The organism is Streptomyces sp. FIT100 (assembly GCF_024584805.1).
Taxonomy (GTDB): domain Bacteria; phylum Actinomycetota; class Actinomycetes; order Streptomycetales; family Streptomycetaceae; genus Streptomyces.
On the sequence record NZ_CP075715.1, the window covers coordinates 7,245,693 to 7,262,163 of the forward strand.

Annotated in this window: 12 protein-coding genes, 2 tRNA genes and 1 pseudogene; 7 read left to right on the plus strand and 8 right to left on the minus strand. The window is 72.6% G+C overall.

Going from position 1 to position 16,471, the window contains the following annotated elements:
- Nucleotides 1-4: 4 nt before the first annotated feature.
- Complete coding sequence (locus KK483_RS32345; protein WP_262008760.1) at nt 5-3,478, minus strand: ThuA domain-containing protein; 3,474 nt, start codon at nt 3,476-3,478, stop codon at nt 5-7.
- Between the two features lie 362 nt (nt 3,479-3,840).
- On the opposite strand from KK483_RS32345, the gene tgmA reads away from it, so the two are divergent.
- The 3 genes from tgmA to KK483_RS32360 are packed head-to-tail and all read left to right on the plus strand — an operon-like array spanning nt 3,841 to nt 5,304.
- Entirely contained in the window at nt 3,841-4,032 is a 192-nt protein-coding gene (gene tgmA / locus KK483_RS32350) for a putative ATP-grasp-modified RiPP (protein ID WP_262008761.1), read from the plus strand.
- 18 nt (nt 4,033-4,050) lie between these two features.
- A complete protein-coding gene (gene tgmB / locus KK483_RS32355) occupies nt 4,051-5,034 on the plus strand; it encodes an ATP-grasp ribosomal peptide maturase (RefSeq protein WP_262008762.1) in 984 nt (327 codons plus the stop codon).
- A gap of 33 nt (nt 5,035-5,067) precedes the next feature.
- Complete coding sequence (locus tag KK483_RS32360) at nt 5,068-5,304, plus strand: chaplin (RefSeq protein ID WP_313879497.1); 237 nt, start codon at nt 5,068-5,070, stop codon at nt 5,302-5,304.
- Between the two features lie 110 nt (nt 5,305-5,414).
- Here KK483_RS32360 and KK483_RS32365 read toward each other — a convergent pair whose 3' ends face one another.
- Both KK483_RS32365 and KK483_RS32370 read right to left on the minus strand, forming a co-directional pair.
- A complete protein-coding gene (locus KK483_RS32365; protein WP_262008763.1) occupies nt 5,415-6,320 on the minus strand; it encodes a transketolase family protein in 906 nt (301 codons plus the stop codon).
- A gap of 82 nt (nt 6,321-6,402) precedes the next feature.
- The gene (locus KK483_RS32370) at nt 6,403-7,134 is read right to left on the minus strand and encodes a transketolase (RefSeq protein ID WP_262008764.1); all 732 of its coding nucleotides are present in this window, start codon (nt 7,132-7,134) and stop codon (nt 6,403-6,405) included.
- A 125-nt stretch (nt 7,135-7,259) separates the two neighbouring features.
- Between KK483_RS32370 and KK483_RS32375 the strand changes: the two genes are divergently transcribed.
- A tRNA-Pro gene (locus KK483_RS32375) sits at nt 7,260-7,333 on the plus strand.
- Between the two features lie 368 nt (nt 7,334-7,701).
- Nucleotides 7,702-8,058 carry an MmcQ/YjbR family DNA-binding protein gene (locus KK483_RS32380; protein ID WP_262008765.1) on the plus strand — a complete coding sequence of 119 codons (357 nt, stop codon included), beginning with the start codon at nt 7,702-7,704 and terminating at the stop codon, nt 8,056-8,058.
- A gap of 35 nt (nt 8,059-8,093) precedes the next feature.
- Here the strand turns inward: KK483_RS32380 and KK483_RS32385 are convergent.
- From KK483_RS32385 to KK483_RS32395, 3 genes and pseudogenes are all read right to left on the minus strand, one after another.
- Nucleotides 8,094-8,390: pseudogene (locus KK483_RS32385) on the minus strand (nucleoside-triphosphatase); the annotation flags it as partial.
- A gap of 84 nt (nt 8,391-8,474) precedes the next feature.
- A complete protein-coding gene (locus KK483_RS32390; protein WP_262008766.1) occupies nt 8,475-11,873 on the minus strand; it encodes a LuxR C-terminal-related transcriptional regulator in 3,399 nt (1,132 codons plus the stop codon).
- A gap of 193 nt (nt 11,874-12,066) precedes the next feature.
- Nucleotides 12,067-13,761, minus strand: coding sequence for a S8 family serine peptidase (locus tag KK483_RS32395; RefSeq protein WP_399016256.1), 1,695 nt, complete (start codon nt 13,759-13,761; stop codon nt 12,067-12,069).
- Nucleotides 13,762-14,297: 536 nt separating this feature from the next.
- Here KK483_RS32395 and KK483_RS32400 point away from each other — a divergent pair.
- A complete protein-coding gene (locus tag KK483_RS32400; protein WP_262008768.1) occupies nt 14,298-14,717 on the plus strand; it encodes a DoxX family protein in 420 nt (139 codons plus the stop codon).
- A gap of 33 nt (nt 14,718-14,750) precedes the next feature.
- Here KK483_RS32400 and KK483_RS32405 read toward each other — a convergent pair whose 3' ends face one another.
- Together KK483_RS32405 and KK483_RS32410 are read right to left on the minus strand one after the other, a co-directional pair.
- Entirely contained in the window at nt 14,751-15,428 is a 678-nt protein-coding gene (locus KK483_RS32405; protein WP_262008769.1) for a hypothetical protein, read from the minus strand.
- Nucleotides 15,429-15,526: 98 nt separating this feature from the next.
- The gene (locus KK483_RS32410) at nt 15,527-16,051 is read right to left on the minus strand and encodes a DUF309 domain-containing protein (RefSeq protein ID WP_262008770.1); all 525 of its coding nucleotides are present in this window, start codon (nt 16,049-16,051) and stop codon (nt 15,527-15,529) included.
- 208 nt (nt 16,052-16,259) lie between these two features.
- Here KK483_RS32410 and KK483_RS32415 point away from each other — a divergent pair.
- Nucleotides 16,260-16,333 (plus strand) — tRNA-Pro (locus KK483_RS32415).
- The last annotated feature ends 138 nt before the right edge of the window (nt 16,334-16,471 follow it).

Consider the following 16,471-nt stretch of genomic DNA (forward strand, 5'->3'; position numbering starts at 1 on the left):
GCTCTCAGCCCACGGTGATCCGGACGGCGCCGGTCGTCGTGTCGCCCTTGTCGTCCGTGACGGTCAGATGTGCCGTGTACGCGCCCGGCCTGGCGTACGTGTGCGTCGCCTGCGGGCCCTCGGGAGCCGTCCCCTTGGCGTTGTCGCCGAAGTCCCAGTGGTACGAGGCGATCGTGCGCCCGGGCATCGGCTTCACCGTGCCGGTCAGTGCGACCGCGAGCGGCGCCGTGCCCGACGCCGGCGCCGCGGCGACCGACACCTTGGTGCCGCCGGGCTTCTCGACGCCCCGGCCGTTGAAGTGCAGCCAGTCGACGGCGAAGAGGTCCGGCTTGTCGGCCGACCACCCGGCGTTGGTGAAGACCGCGTACAACGCCACCGTGCGTCCCGGGTCCTTGAGCGCCGTCGTCGGTGAGACGACGTTCCCCCAGTCACCCGTGTTCGGGACGGTCACCGACCCGAGGAGCGGACCGGTGGGGGAGCCGGAGCGGAACTCGACCGCTCCGCCGAGCCCGGCCGAGGCCGCGCCCACGGTCACCGAGTCGGCCCCCCGGAGATTCACCGGATCCAGCCTGATCCAGTCACCGTGCTCGATCTCCGTCAGCCGCTTGCCTCCCGAGGCGTCCGCCCGGCTCGCCACGACGGCACCGCCGTGCTCGCCGCCCGTCGCCGTGAAGTGCTCGGCCTCGCGGAACGCCGGGCGCAGCGTGAGCGACGCCGAGCCGGTCAGCGCCGGCACACCGCCGGGGCCGCCCTTGTCCTCGTACTGGGCACTGATGCCGTAGTACAGGTTCTGGCCGGGGCCGTGGCTGTCGCCCGCGTCGGTCACGATCTCGCCCGCGCAGCCCGTGTAGTTGTCGAGCGGATGCAGATGGGAGTCGTGCCCGAGCTGCGACTGGACGACGACCCGGGAGCAGTCGATCCGTGCGTGCCGGTCGTCCTCCGGGTCCTTCACCCGCACCGTGAACGGGATGGTGTCACCGAAGGCGAACATCCCGCCGTTCGGCGGCTGCTGGATCGTCACCTCCGGCCGGGTGTTGCCGACGGTGACGTCCTGCACGGCGAGCGCGGTCAGCTCCTGCGGACCGGTCACGGTCAGGCGCGCCGTGAAGCGCCCCTTGGTCCGGTAGGTGTGCGTCGGGTTCGCCTCGGTCGAGTCCGTCGTCCCGTTGCCGTCGAAGTCCCAGGCGTACGTGACCGGCTTGCCGTCGGGCAGGCCCGAGCCCGCGCTGGAGAACGTCACGGTGAGCGGTCCGGGGCCGTTGTCCGGGGTCGCCGTCGCCTTGGCGTCGGGCAGCCGGCCGTCGGCGACGTAGTCGATGCGGTAGATGCCCGCGCCCTCGTTGCTGCCGCCGCGGCCCGTGCCGCTGCCGAGCCCGAAGTCGATCACGTACAGCGCCCCGTCGGGACCGAAGTCCGCGTCGAAGGGCTGGTTCCAGGACAGGTCGCCGAACACCCCGTTGATGGAGTGCAGATCACCGGCCCTGGCCGGCGCGAACCGGGGATCCGTGAAGGTCTGGTCCTGCTGCTGGACGGAGAAGGACTTGAACCACTTGCGCGTGAGTTCGTAGGTCAGCCACTTCCCCTCGAAGGACTCGGGGAACTTGGTGCGGTAGGTGTTCGCCGGGTCGTAGTCGTACACCGGGCCGCTCATCGGGCCGCCGCCCCCGGTGCCCAGCTCGGGGAACTCGGCCGACGCCGAGTACGCGTACCAGACCGTCGCGGGCCGGGCCGGCGGCAGCTCCCGCAGACCGGTGTTGTTGGGGGAGTCGTTGACCAGCTGCCCGCAGTCGAAGGCGGCGCCCGAGGTCTGGGTGGCGAAGTCGTAGTCGACGAACGGGGTGTTGTTGCCCGTGCAGTACGGCCAGCCGAAGTTGCCCGCCTCGGTGACACGGGTGTACTCGACCGTGCCCTCGGGGCCGCGCGCGGGATTGGCCTGCCGCGCGTCGGGCCCGTAGTCCGCCACCAGCAGCGCCCCGCTCAGCGGGTCCGTGGTGATCCGGAACGGGTTGCGCATGCCCATCGCGTAGATCTCGCCGCGCGTCTTCTCGGTGCCCGGTGCGAAGAGATTGCCGTCGGGGACGGTGTACGTGCCGTCGGCCTGCGGGGTGATGCGCAGGATCTTGCCGCGCAGATCATTGGTGTTGCCCGCGGTGCCCTGGGCGTCCCAGGCCCGGCGCCCATCGCGCTCGTCGATCGGGGCGTATCCGTCGGAGGCGAACGGATCGGTGTTGTCGCCGGTCGCGACGTACAGGTTGCCGCTCCTGTCGAAGGCGAGCGAGCCGGCCATGTGCGAATTGGCCCGGCCTTCGCCGCGCAGTGTGGGGACGGTCAGCAGCCGCTTCTCGGACGCCGGGTCGACCGTGTTGCCGGACACCGTGAACCGGGAGAGGTTGAGCTGCTTCTCGGTCTTGTCCGAATGCAGCAGATAGAGCCAGTTGTTGGCGGCGAAGCCGGGATCGAGGGCGAGCCCGAGCAGCCCGTCGGACTGGCTGGTCATCTCCGGGGTGTACGCGAAGTCCAGGGCGGTGGTGACCTTCAGCGTGCTCTGGTCGACCACCTTCAGCTTGCCCGTCCGCTGGATGAAGAAGACCCGGCGGTCGGGGGCGACGGCCAGCTCGAACGGGTCGGCGAGGTCGCTGGTGACGAGGGGCGTGCGCTGGAACGCGCCGGTCTTCGTCGCGGTGCAGTCGCCGGGCTTGTCGCCCGCGGCCCACTGGATGCCGCCGAGCAGATGCCGCAGGAAGCCCTCCTCCTGGAAGGCGGCCTTGTCGTGGCCTCCGGCGGTGAACCAGGAGCGGCCGCCGTCGTAGTTCTGGCACCAGGACCACGGATGGTCGACGCCCTCGTCGAGGCCGGTGATGCCGTCGCGCACCTTGATCTGGGCGAGGGTGTGCACCTTGCCCGTCGGGTTGGTGCGCCAGTTGTACCACTCCTCCGTGCGCTCCCAGAGCTCGGGCAGGCCCCGGGTGGAGGGGTGGGTGCGGTCGAGCACCTTGACCCGGCCGGTCTGCACGGCCGGGTGCTTGTCGAAGATGGCGCCGACCAGGCCCTCATACCACTGCCAGTCGCGCTCGCTCGCCGACGCGGAGTGCAGCCCGACCCATCCGCCGCCACCGCGGATGTACGTCTGGAGGGCGGCCCGCTGACCGGCGTCGAGGAGATCGCCGCTCTCCGGCGTGGAGTTGGTGTTGTTGAAGACGACGGCCTGGAAGCGGGCGAGGTTGGCGTCGGTGAAGGCCGTGGCGTCGTCGGTGGCCTCGACCTCGAAGCCGTTCTCGCTGCCGAGTCTTGTGACGGCCTCGATCCCGGCGGGGATGGAGTCGTGGGCGAAGTTGGTCACCTTGGAGAAGACCAGGACACGGAAGGGCGCTGCTTCGGCGCGGGGGGCCGTGGCCACCCCGAGTCCGACGAGCAGCGCCAGCAGTGCCGTGATGAGGATGAGGGGGGATCTGGTGGTGCCTATGGCGCGACTACTCATGGCGCTCCCGGTGCTGTTGATGCGGCTCGACGGGCAGAAAGCGCTTTCTGGAGTACGTCCCGCAAGAGTAGGTTCCGGTGTCGCGAGGGGTCAATGGGTCGGAAGGGAGCGCCGAGCGCGCCGCGTCGACCGCGCGCGGGCCGAACTCGCCATGATCTACGGGGTGTTGGGGAAACCATGCATCGAGTGACGGTTTGAACAATCAGCGGTTGGGTAAGACGAGCGCCGCCGTCGAATGGTTTAGCGAATTCACTGTGATGACATTCACTCACCCCGCGACCTGCGCTAACGCATTGTGATGAGTTGCCTACGACTTCACCACGTACAGTTACGTGTGTGCAGACAGTCGACGAAGGAGACTCATGCGACCGTTCGTACTGAACTTTGTACTTCCGGCCGTGAGTCCAGAGGTCACCGTTCCCTACACCTATGACCCCGCCCTGCAGTTGAACGTGCTGCCGGACGGGCGCCCCGCCGTCGACGACCGCGCGGTACTCCTCGCCACCGGCACGACGACCTCGACCGCCGGTTCCAAGACCCACTTCGACGACTGAACAGACCTGCGCCCGACGATGACTGTGCTCATACTGACCTGCCGGCAGGACGTGACGGCGGACATGGTGGTCGCCAGGCTCCACGAGCGGGGTGTCCCGCTGGTGCGCCTCGACCCGGCCGACGTGCCCGGCGAGGCATCCCTCTCGGCCGAGTACGTCCGCGGCGACTTCTACGGCCATCTGTCCACCGACGGACGCCTGCTGAGCATGAGCGCCCTGCGCTCCATATGGGTCCGCCGGCCCGGTGAGCCCGCGGCCCACGCCCCCGAACCCTCCGAGTGGCTCACCGCCGAGACCGAACAGGCGCTGTACGGCATGCTCTACTCGGCCACGGCGCGCTGGATGAACCATCCCTCCGCCTCCACGCAGGCGCGGTGCAAGCCCTGGCAGCTGGGCGTGGCGCACCGCAGCGGCTTCGCGGTGCCGCCCACCGTCGTCACCACGTTCCCGCGGGTGGCCCGGCAGTTCGCCACCCAGTACCGGGACATCGTGGTCAAGTCCGCGTCCGGCCCGCCGGCCGGCGACCCCAAGGTCGCCCTGCCCACCACCCGCATCGGCCCGGACGCCGACTTCACGGGGGTCGCGGCAGGACCCACGCTGCTCCAGCAGTACATCGCCAAGCGGGCCGACATCCGGCTGACCTCGGTCGGCGGCCGGCTGTTCGCCGCCCGTAAGCGCGCCAGGTCCGACCAGGTCGACGGCAGGTACGGCAGCACCGGCCACGCCTGGGAGCCGGCCCGCATCCCGGACCGCATCGCCCGCGCCGTCCGCGACTACACGGACCTCGCGGGACTGGCGTACGCCGCCTTCGACTTCGCGGAGGACGAGGAGGGCGTGTGGTGGTTCCTGGAGTGCAACCAGGGCGGCCAGTTCGGCTTCATCGAACTGGAGACCGATCAGCCCATCGCCGACGCGGTCGCGGCCTGGCTGGCCGGTGCGCCGAACGGAGCAACGCACGTTACGTCCGGTGTACCTCTGGGGCATGGTGGAGGGGGTCTTTGACCGCTTCTGTCCTCTTCCTCTGAAGGAGAATCCATGCGTATGCGCACTCTCGCGGCGACCGTCGGACTCACCGCCGCCGCCCTGTTCGCCGGTGCGGGAGCCGCTGTCGCCGACAGCGACGCGAACGGTGCCGCGGCGAACTCGCCCGGCGTGCTCTCGGGCAATGTCCTCCAGGCGCCGATCCACGTACCGGTGAACTTCTGCGGCAACAGCCTCAACGTCCTCGCTCTGCTCAGCGGGGCGGCCGGCAACACCTGCGCCAACATGTGACGCGGCTCGCCCGGCAGGGCCGTGAGGCCCTGCCGGCAGCGGGTCCCGGCCGCCACGGCCGCGCTGCCCGGTGGGGCCGCGCGGCTCGGCGGGTCAGCGGGCCGCGCGGGTCAGCGGCTCAGGAAGCGGACGATCCGCTCCCGCAGACCCGCAGGGTCCAGTCCATGGGCCCTGAGATGCTCGTCGATCCCTCCGTAGCGGCGCAGTTCGCGCCGGGCCACTCCCAGGCCGAGGACACGGTGCGGGAGGTCCACCAGCGCGTCATTGGCGGCGGCCGTGGACGTCCCGGCGAGGTACGGCTCGACCAGCACCACATCCGCGGCCCGGCACCGCCCGGCCGCGCGGTGCACCGCCGCCGCGTCGAAGGGGCGCACCGTCGCCGCGTACAGGACGGTCACGTCCATGCCCTCGGTCGCCGCGAGGACCCCGTCCAGCATCGGGCCGACGGCGATCACGACCCCGTCGCGGCCCGCCCGCACGGTCAGGAACCGGCCGCCGTCCACCGTCCGCGCCCGGTCGTTCGACTGCTCCGAGAGACGTACGTACACCCGGTCCTCCCCGCCTCCGCGCGCGGCCTCGCGCAGCAGCGCCTCGGCCTCGTCCGGATGGCCCGGTACGTGAACGGTCCAGCCGTCGAGGGTGTCCATGAGCGCCACATCGCCCGGCGCCATATGGGTGAACCCTCCGGCGGGCCAGTCGTACGACGCGCCCGCGCTCACGAGCACGCCCCCGGCGCCCTGGTGCCCGAAGTCCAGCTTGACCTGCTCGAAGGGGCGCTCGACGAGAAAGCTCGCGAAGGTGTGGACGATCGGCCGCAGCCCGGCCAGCGCAAGCCCGCCGCCCACGCCGATCATCAGCTGCTCCCGGATCCCGACGTTGATCACCCGCTCGGGATGGGCGCGCGCGGCCTGCCGGAAACCGTCCCGGCTGATCTCGGCCAGGACGAGCGCGAGCCGTGCGTCCTCGTCCAGCAGCCGCGTCGTGGTGGCGATGAAGCGGTCGCGCATCGTATCCATGATCATTCCCTCGGTGGGCGGAGGTGCGGGGCGGAAAGCGCCGGGCGGAAGGCGTGGGGTGGAGGGTGCCCGGTGCCGGGATTCAGGCGTCCTTCGGCTCGACCCGGGCCACGACGGCCCTCGGCCGGCCGGGATGCGGCGCGGTGAAGGCGGCGTACAGCGCCTCGTGGTCGCGGCCGTCGACCGTCCCGGCCGACCAGCCGGCCGCCTCGAAGCGCGACGCAATGCCGCCGGGCCGGAGGTGCGTGGCCGACGCGTTGTCGATCACCAGCGTGTGCAGCTGCTCCAGACCGGCCGGACCGGCGTAGGCGATCGCCTCGTCGTTGCTGCCCTCGTCCAGCTCCGCATCGCCGACCAGCACCCACACCCGCGGTCCGGTGAGCCCCTGGGCCCGCAGTCCGAGAGCGGTGCCGACGGCGAGCGGCAGACCGTGGCCGAGCGACCCGCTCCCGATCTCGGCACCGGGCACCAGCATCCGGTCCGGGTGGTGCCCGAGCGGTGAGGCGTACGACCCGAAGCCGGTCAGCAGCTCCTCGTCGAGGAACCCCTTCGCGGCGAGCACGGCGTAGTACGCCATCGGACCGTGCCCCTTGGACAGCAGGAACCGGTCCCGTCCGGGCGCGCGGGCCGTCTCCGGCGTCACACGCAGCACCCGGTCGTACAGCACCCAGAGCGCGTCCAGGGTGGAGGTCGCGGCGGGGCCGTGCTTCTCGTCGCCCGTCATCAGCGCCATCAGACGGGTGAGGTCCTGGTGGCCGAGTGCCGAGGTCAGGCCCTGATGGCCGCGTGTCGTGGTCGGTGCCGTCTTCGTCATGGCACCCACCGTGCAACTTCAACCGCACTTGAGGTCAACGGGGAAACGGTTCGTGACCACCGGGCGAAGTGCGGTATGGTTCTCGTGCGCGTTCGGCCAGGGGAAAGCCCAGGTCAGGCGGGCATCGGGACGTGGCGCAGCTTGGTAGCGCACTTGACTGGGGGTCAAGGGGTCGCAGGTTCAAATCCTGTCGTCCCGACTCTGCTTTTCGCAGGTCGGAGGCCGTTCTCTCATGTGAGAGGGCGGCCTTTCGCGTGTCCGGGGTGGTGCCGTGGGCGTCACCGCCAGGCTGGACCCAGTGCTTCCGCGCTGGACTGGCCGCGGCTGCTGGGCAGCGGCTGGATCACGGCGCGACAGAGATTCCCCGACCCTGGGAGATCGTCTGTGACCAGGACCAGGACCAGGACCAGCGAGCTTTCTTGAGCGACGCCCGCTTCAGGGTGAGGACGGCCCGGACGACCGACGTCGGGTGAGCCGTGCGCGGGTGGCGGTGACATCCGTGCTCCGGCCGGTCGGTCCCGTGACGGCGTCGGCCTCGATGTCAGTGGCCTGTCGTACGGTCGGGGCATGTGCACGTCCGACGAAGTCCGTCAGCTCGCTCTCGGCCTGCCGGGGACGACCGAGAAGGAGGCATGGTCCATGCCCACCTTCCGGGTCGCCGGCAAGATGTTCCTGACTCTGCCCGACGACGAGACGTCGATGGCCGTCCGCTGCCCGAAGGAGGAGCGCGACGAGTTGGTCCTCGCCGAGCCCGGGAAATTCTGGGTCGCGGACCACGAGGCGTCCTTCGCCTGGGTGCGGGTGCGCCTGGCGGCCCTCGACGACGCGGACGAGCTCCGCGCGATCGTCGTCGACTCCTGGCGCCAGGCTGCCCCACCCGGACTGCTCCAGGCCCACCCCGACCTCGTGGTGCCGGGGATGTGACCGGCCGGGCGGCCGGTGCACCGGGGAAGCGCATCCCGGTTCCGTGCCGTCACCTGGACCACTTCGATGCAGGCACGCCGCTTGAGGGCGTCGGTGAACGGGGCGTGGTGCGCGTGCACGGTCGCGGCGACGTCGATGCCGGCCGTGAACAGTCCCCGCACTGCCTTCCGGAACGCGGAGCTGGAGAGCTCCATCCTGCCCAACTCGTCGATGAGTACGAGAGTCCCGGAGTCCGGATCGACTCCGTACCGGCCCACGCGCGGCGGCCTGGGGAACGCGACATGCGCGAGCACGGCCGGTCTGCCGTCCAGCGAAGCCAGCGCGAGACCCACTCGGGCAGGGAGGCCGGCCGTCGCAAGGCAGCGGTCACTTCGATGGCGCGCGCCCCGAAGCCCGGCGCTCAGGCGTCCGGACGTTCAGGCGTTCAGCGCCGCCGCCAGCTGGGCGCGCGAACGGACGTCCAGCTTCTGGTAGATGCGCGTCAGCCGCGCCTCGACCGTCTTCACGCTCAGATAGAGCTTGGCCGCCGCCTCCTGGTTGCTCGCGCCCCGGCCGACGAGTTGTGCGAGGCGCAGCTCCGCCTCCGTGAGCGAGGAGAGGGCGGCGCCGCCGCCCGCGGCAGGGGCGGGTTCGGGCGCGCCTGCCGGGGTCGGGGTCTGCGTCTCCGTGGCGAGCTTCAGCCAGGGCGCCGCGCCCGCCCGCTCGAAGACCGCGGCCGCGGACTGGAGCGCGCTCTGCGCCGCCGACCGGCGTCGGCGGCGGCGCTCCACGCGGGCGAGCGCGACCAGTGCCCGGCCGCGCTCCAGCGGCAGGCCCGCCGCGCCGAACGCCTCGGCGGTGTCCGTGAGCAGCGCCGCCGCCTCGTCGGGCTTGCCGCTCGCCGCAAGCCACAGAGCGTACGCCCGGTCGCAGCCGAGCAGCACCGTCGTACGCCCGAGGCGCTCCGCCACGGGACGCACTCCGGCGAGCAGCGCGGCGGCCTCCTCCGGTGCGTCGTTGGCGAGCAGCGCCTCGGCCAGCTCCTCGTGCCAGCGCAGCACCGAGGGGTCGACCGTCGCCTGGGCACGCTCCCCGGACCGGACACGGCGCAGCGTCTCCAGGGCATCCGCCACGTCACCCGTGACGAGCTGCACCCGGCCGAGGGCGTACAGACTGCGGGAGAGGAAGACGTGGTCACCCTCCTCCTCGGACGCCTGGGCGCTGCGCCGCGCATAGCTGACGGCGCGGGCGAAGCTCCCGCCCGCCGTTTCGGCGAGCGCCAGCGCGAACCATGCGGGGCCGGGGGAGAGGCCCGCCTCCAGGGTCAGCGCGAGCGACCGTTCGGCGTGGGCCAGCGCCGCGGAGCAGTGGCCCTGCCGGGCCTCGACCTCCGCGAGGGTACGGAACAGCTCGATGGTGTCCTCCACCGTGCCGCGGCGCTCGACCAGAGGCAGCAGGGCGCCCAGCTGGTCGCGGGCGTCGGTAAGCCGGTCGTCGAAGAGGGCATGACGGATCGTCAGGATCTGGGCGGTGTTCCGGATCCCCGGCGGGCGCTCGACCAGCTCCAGTGTCCGCGCCTCGGCGAGCACCCGCTCCGAGCCGGGCGACCCCAGGACCCGTTCCATCCGCGCCTGGACGGTGAGGGCGCGGACCGCCGTCATCCGGTCGCCGACCGACCCGGCGAGCGCCGCCGACTCGACGGCGGCGGCCCGGGACCGTACCGGATCGCCGTCGGCGAGGACGTACTTCACCGCCAGCCGGAGCTGGACGGCCGCCCGCAGCGCCGTGTGGCCCTCCGAGTCCTCCATGGCGTGCGCATAGATCTCGTCGAGACCCGTCAGCCCCTGCCCGGCCGTGTCCAGCACCGCGAGCCGCGCCCGCACCCGGTCGGCGGGCGACGCGTCACGGGCCAGCAGGTCCGAGGCGGCGCGCATCGCCAGATCGGCGCGGGCCGCGCGGGCCGCCTCCTCGGCGGCGTCCACGAGACGGGCGATCCGCTGCGCGGCGTTCCCGCCGGGCGTGGACTCGGCGGCGAGCAGGGCGAGTTCGGCGGCGAGCGCGCTGTTGCCGCGCCGCCGCGCGGTGTCGGCGGCCGCGGCGACCTCGGAGGCCAGCTTCTCGTCCGGGACGTCCGTGGCCAGCGCCCGGTGCCGTACCTCCTCCACCGGATCGTCCACGACCCGCGCCAGCGCCGCGTGCCCCTCGCTGCGCTCGGTCCAGCAGGCGTCGTGCACCAGCGTCGACGGGAGCAGACCGGCCGTGAACGCGACCGTCCCGTCCTCGGTGAGCGACACCAGCCCGGCCCGCTCCGCCGCCGCGAGCTCGGCCTCCGCGGTGGGCCGGCCGGCGCGGCGGATCAGCGACGCGGTCGGCCGCAGGGCGAGCGCCGCGAGCAGCAGCGTGCCGCGCACGGCGGTCGGCGCCGCGCCCAGCAGCTGCCGCGCCAGATCCCGGGCACGCCCCGACAGCGACAGCGCCTCCGCGTGGTGCACGGGCGTCTGGGCGTCGGCCAGGGACCGCCCGACCGCGAGCGCGAGCCGCGGATTGCCGCCGCTCGCCTTGTGGATACGGCCGGCCATCCGGGACGGAAGCCGGTGGTGGATGAGGAGTTCGGCGATCTCGTCGGCGTGCAGCGGAGGTACGTTCAGCACGTCCGCCTCCGACGGGACCCACAGCGGCTCCGGCGCGTACGCGGTGTCCGCGCCCGCCTCCGGGGTCTCGACGGCGATCACACGCAGCGCGGCCGGAGCGAGGTGCAGCGCGAACCGGAGGAGATCGGCGCTGTCGGCGTCCATCCGCTGCACGCCGTCGACGACGAGCAGCACCGGCCAGCGCCCCGCGAGCGTCCGCAGGATGTGGGCGAGCGCCAGCCGCAGCGCGATCGGATCCCACCCGCCGTCGGGAACCGCCGCCTCACGGCACAGCATCGCGACGGCCTCCCGCTGGGGGCCGGGCAGCCCGGCGAGCATCTCGCCGTACGGATCGGTCGCGTCGTCGCCGTGCCCCGGCCGGGCGGGCGGCGCCGAGCCGAAGGGCAGTCCGGCGGCGGTGACGCCGCCCGCGCGGCTCCGGGCCGGTGCGCCGAGGCCGTCGCCCGGTGTTCCCGGGAGCGCCTCCCAGGCGGGGCCGTGGCCGTCACGGTGGCCCCGGTCGGCCGCCAGCTGCCCTTCGGCGCCGCCCGGCCGGCCGGCAGCCGCCGGTGTGCCGGGGATATTGGCACGGTTCGCGCGATGGCTCGTGCCGGGTCCGTCGGGAGCGCTGTGGCCGGTGGCTGCCGGGGACGGGGGCGCGGTGTCCGACCCGGCGCCTGCGGGGGCGGCCTCGTGGCGGGAGCCCGGGCCACCGGTCGTACCGTCACCGGCGCGGCCGTGGACGACGTCCCGGCCGACCGGTACCTGCGCCTCGCCGCTGCCCTGTTGGCCGGGAACAGCCGGTGTGCCGAAGGCGCCGGACCGGTCCACGGCGCCCGCGGTGTCCGCGGGGCCGGCGTTGTCCGCGCCGTCCGAGGGGCCGGCGTCCGCTTCGGTCGTCCAGGGCCATGGCCAGGAGACGCGGGCGCGGACCGCGGCCACCAGGGCGGCGGCCGTTGCACCGGGGATGGAGCGGTCGGTGGGGAGAGTGGGGAGCCAGAGGACGGTGTCGCCACGGGACTCGGCGCGGGCGGCGAGGGTCAGGGCGAGTTCGGTCTTGCCGACGCCGGCGGGGCCGGTGAGGAGCGCGCGTCCGCGGGAGGCCAGGACCCGTTCGAGGCGGGCGAGGAGGTCGGCCCGGCCGACCGGCGCCGGGGGTTCGCCCGTGCCCGTGGGGCGCAGGGGGCGGTATGCCGCGGACGTCACGTACCCACCACCACCTTCCGGCGTGCGCGGGCCCCCTGCCCGTTCGAGCAGAGAATACGAACCAGTTCGCGCCAGTCCAGGCCCGGTGTCCGGCATACGGACAGGTCTGGACCGGGACGACGGCGGGGCGCGCCCGCGGCACAAGCCCGCGAACGCGCCCCTGACCAGCGTGGATTGCCACGTTTTGGCCGTCTCAGAAAGTGAGACTCCAGGTGTCGATGTAGCCGGTGTCACCCGAGGCCACGTCGCGGACCCGCAGGGTCCATGTGCCGTTGGCGACCTCGCTGGACGCGTCGACCGTGTACGTCGCGAGGACGTTGTCGGCGCTGTCCGACCCCGACGACCCCTTGAGGCCCCGCACGGTGCCGTCCGGGGCGATCAGGTCGACCACCAGGTCGCCGCGCCAGCTGTGCTTGATGTCCACGTCGACCTTGAGGGCGGCGGGGGCGTTGCCGGTGCGGCCGGTGACGGCGATCGCGGAGGAGACGGTCGTGTTGTCGCCGATCGCGATGTCCGTCCCGTTGGTGAAGGTCGTGCCGCCGGGCGTCGTGCCGGTGGCGGCGTTCACGGTCCTGGCCGCGTCGGCGATGCCGGCGCCGCAGCCGCCCGTGCAGGTGCCCGGCAGCGGACGGGCGTTGGCCTTGATCGCGGACTCGATGTCGGCCGGGGTCAGCGCCGGCTTGGCGGACTCCAGCAGCGCGGCGAGGCCGGCGATGTGCGGGGCGGCCATCGACGTGCCCTGGTAGGGCTTGTAGTTCTCGGCAGCCTGGGTCGTCGTGCCCGCGTTCAGCGTGGAGAGGATGCCGTTCTCGGGGGTCGTGACGGTGCCGGGCGTGTCGGTCGCGCGACGGGTCTCGCCGCCGGGCGCCGCGACATCGACGATGCTGCCGTAGTTGGAGTAGAAGGAACGGTTCCCCTCGCGGCTGGTCGACGCCACGTTGATGATGTTGGCACAGTTGGCGGGGGTGAAGCCGGACGCGTTGGCGTTGCTGTTGCCCGCCGCGACGACGACCGTCGTCCCGCGCGACACCGCACCGTTGATGGCGTTCTGGTACACGCTCGGGCAGGTGGAGCTGGCGCCGCCGAGACTCAGGTTGATGACCCTCGCCGGGGTCGGGTTCGCCGTGATGCCCGGAACGCTGCCGCCGGACGCCCAGGTGATCGCGTCGGCGATGTCCGAGGACGAGCCGCCGCACTTGCCGAGGACCCGTACCGGCTGGATCTTCGCGCCGTACGCGATGCCCGCGACGCCCTTGGCGTTGTGGGTCGTCGCCGCGATGGTGCCCGCCACGTGCGTGCCGTGCCAGGAGGAGCTGGACGCCTTCGAGCCGGCGCCGCACTCCCCGTCGGTGGCGTTCCAGTCGCCCTCGTCCTTGGCGTCGGCGTCACGGCCGTTGCCGTCGCGCGCGTCCGCGGAGGTGGAGATGAAGTCGTAGCCGGAGACGACGTTGCCGGCCAGGTCCGAGTGGGCGGCGTAGCCGGTGTCGATCACGGCGACGGTGACTCCGCTGCCGGTGGTCTTGTCCCAGGCGCCGGGGACGTTCATGCCGCCGGTGGCCTCGAAGAGGTCCCACTGCTTGGCGTACTCGGTGTCGTTCGGGGTGGCCGCCATCGCGTACGCGCGGATGTCGGGCTCCACGGAGGCCACCGAGGAGTCGGCGCGGAAGGCGTCCAGGACCTCGGCGAGGTCCTGCCGGGACGCTTCGCCCCCGAGGTCGACGAGGGCGGCGCCGCCGGCGAGCCGGCGCTCGAAGGACAGGCTCTCGCCGGTCTCTCCGCCCTTGGCCGTGGCGTCGTTCCTGGCCGCGGCGTTCGAACTCGCCTCGGCCGCCTTGGACTTGTAGGTGACGATGACCTTCTCGACCGGCGCGGCCGGCGGTGCGGTCATCGCCTGCGAAGCCGGAGCGGGCTTCGGCGAGGGGCCCGCCGGGGCGGCGGCGAGCGCCACGGCGGAGGTGGCGGCGACGCCAAGGATGGTGGCGGTCGAGGCCACGACGGATATGAGTCTCCGTCCGGAACCGTTCAAGGTGTTCCCTTTCACAACGCAGCGGAGCGCGGGCGGGCGGCGCGGGAACCGCGGTCCGCTGTGGGGGTGCGGTCCGTGGTTCCCCGGGTTGGGTACGCCCATGCGCCGCCGCCGGCGCGACGGCCCCTGGTCAAGAGCCGCCGCCGGACGAAACATGGTGTTAACATGCACCTGACAAGGGAATGTCGGAACCGTGAATCGCCGGTGCGGCAGACAGTAGGGAACCGCGAGGTGAACCCGATACGGGGAAAACCCTTGTCACCCCGAGGAGCTCCCCTGCCCGAGGGCTTCCCTGTCCGAGGAGTTCCCCTGCCGGCCCTTGCCCCGCTTCGGGCGCGGTGGAAAAGGGAAGTGGGAAAATGTAAGGAGCTGTTGGCTCCGCTTCCCGGGAGGCCGCGATGGATGTCCTGGTGCTGATCGGACGGATCCTGTTCGTGCTGGTGTTCCTGCCCTCGGGCGTCCAGCACCTCGTCCAGAGCAAGGCGATGGGGGGATACGCGGCCTCGAAGGGCATCCCCGCCCCCGTCGCGGCGACCGTCCTGAGCGGCCTGGTGCTCATCGCCGGCGGGCTGAGCGTGCTGCTCGGCATCTGGGCCGACCTGGGCGCGCTGCTGCTCGCCGCCTTCCTCTTCCCGACCGCCGTCCTGATGCACGACTTCTGGAAGGAGACCGACCCGGGGGCCCGCCAGACGGAGACGATCATGTTCCTGAAGGACGTGGGGCTCGGCGGCGCTGCCCTGATGCTGCTCGCGTTCTTCTCGTACGCGGGCCACGACCTCGGCCTGACGCTCACCGGTCCGCTCTTCCACATCGGCTGACCGCCCCGCCCCGCCCGGCCCGGGCTCGTGGGGTCAGGCGAGCTTCCCGACCGCCGTACGGGCCGTCCTGCGGAACCCCGTGACCGGAGCGTCCTCGAAACCGCCCAGAGCGCCCCAGGTCACGACGGTGACGGTGCGTCCGTCGCGGCCCACGGCGAACAGGTGGATGTTGCTGCTCCCGGCGCTGTGCGCGACATGCACCCCGTACACCTGCGCGCCGTCGCCGACCGCCACCCGCCCGTAGTCCCTGCCCTCGGCCGTGATGTCCGGATTCTGCTGCTCGGTCCGCCCCGGGCAGTCGCGCACCGCCCGTGTCCACAGCGCCGCGAGCGCCCGCGCCCGCGCCGGATCGCGCTCCACGACCGTGGTCTGGGTGGCCCCCGCGTCGAGATCCGTACGGAAGACGCGGTGACGGGCGATGGACGCCGGGAGCGCCTCGCCGACGCAGAACGGCAGCGGGTCGGGAACGCCCGCCGTGACGGGCTCCGCGGTCCACGGGGACGAGAGGTACGGCGGCAGGTCCCCCGGCTCCAGGAACGCGGGGCGCGCCTTCGCGGCTGTTTGCCCTGCCGGTTCGGACTGCGCCGCTACGGACGGCGCAGGTACGGGTTGTGAGGGTACGGATTGTGCGGGCGCGGCCGATGCGGCGGGCGCCGCCGTCGCGGCGATCAGTGCGGAAGCGACGGCCAGTGCTGCTGCGGCGGAGTGCATGCCGGTCTCCGTTCCGTGGGGTCGGGGCAAGTGTGCCCGGAACCGGGCCTCGTGCCCGGTATCAGTACCGACGCGCCACACGTCCGGCTGGTTGTACTTCAGCCGCCGCCATCGCCCTGATTCAGCCCTGGGGGTGATGTCCGGGCCCGCAGCCGCGGCGCCCGGTCCGCCGCCGGAACCGCCGCGCCCTCCCGTCGCAGCTCCCCGGCCAGCTCGCCCGCCCACCGGGTCAGCCCGTCGGCGTCGATGCCGTACGGCCGCTCCGCCGCGTACGGTGCGATCGACTCCGCGCCGCGCGACAGCAGCGCCGCACCGCCCGTCGCGTTGCCCCGGGCGGCGTGCGTCAGCCCCACCGCGAGCTGCGCCAGCCCCCGCCACAGGCCGCGTTCCTCGTCCGGACCGGACTTCCAGGCGTCCTCCAGCACCTCGTGCGCGTGGAAGGGCATACCGGAGTCGAGCAGCCGCTGCGCCTCCACCAGAGTCTCGTCGGGCGAACGCACCACACCCTCGGGCTGCCGGGCCACGCCCTCCTCCCCGTACGGAAGGGGGCGCCCGAGCCCGTCACGCGGGCGCGCACTGCGCGCCCGTCCCTCGGCGTCACGGTCCCTCGGCGTGCTGTCCACGCCCCCGATTGTCACCGACCCGCACGGCGTTGTCAGACGGGCGTCCGCCACCCGCGCCGCCCCGGTCGCCTCGCCCCCCGGCCCCCACCTGCGGCATCACCCCGTGCGGCGCCCGCGCCGAGCGGCCCCGCGCGCCCGACACGTCCGCGGAGTGCGGTAATGTTCTCTTGCGCGCTCGGCCGGGGCATCGCCCCGACGGTCCGCGCATCGGGACGTGGCGCAGCTTGGTAGCGCACTTGACTGGGGGTCAAGGGGTCGCAGGTTCAAATCCTGTCGTCCCGACGTGGTAGGAGGGCTTCCGAGCCCAGGTCAGGGCCTTGTTTCACTTCGGTGAGGCAGGGCCTTTGACCATTTTTGGAGGCCGTCGTCTCCCAATTTCTCTCAGGCTCTGTTGAGCAAGGCCAGAGCACGTCCAACGTC

Coding starts and splice junctions, on each gene's coding strand:
- KK483_RS32365 (WP_262008763.1), bottom strand. CDS start 6,320: ATGGATACGATGCGCGACCGCTTCATCGCCACCACGACGCGGCTGCTG.
- tgmA (WP_262008761.1), top strand. CDS start 3,841: ATGCGACCGTTCGTACTGAACTTTGTACTTCCGGCCGTGAGTCCAGAG.
- KK483_RS32400 (WP_262008768.1), top strand. CDS start 14,298: ATGGATGTCCTGGTGCTGATCGGACGGATCCTGTTCGTGCTGGTGTTC.
- KK483_RS32370 (WP_262008764.1), bottom strand. CDS start 7,134: ATGACGAAGACGGCACCGACCACGACACGCGGCCATCAGGGCCTGACC.
- KK483_RS32360 (WP_313879497.1), top strand. CDS start 5,068: ATGCGTATGCGCACTCTCGCGGCGACCGTCGGACTCACCGCCGCCGCC.
- KK483_RS32405 (WP_262008769.1), bottom strand. CDS start 15,428: ATGCACTCCGCCGCAGCAGCACTGGCCGTCGCTTCCGCACTGATCGCC.
- tgmB (WP_262008762.1), top strand. CDS start 4,051: ATGACTGTGCTCATACTGACCTGCCGGCAGGACGTGACGGCGGACATG.
- KK483_RS32395 (WP_399016256.1), bottom strand. CDS start 13,761: ATGACCGCACCGCCGGCCGCGCCGGTCGAGAAGGTCATCGTCACCTAC.
- KK483_RS32380 (WP_262008765.1), top strand. CDS start 7,702: ATGTGCACGTCCGACGAAGTCCGTCAGCTCGCTCTCGGCCTGCCGGGG.
- KK483_RS32345 (WP_262008760.1), bottom strand. CDS start 3,478: ATGAGTAGTCGCGCCATAGGCACCACCAGATCCCCCCTCATCCTCATC.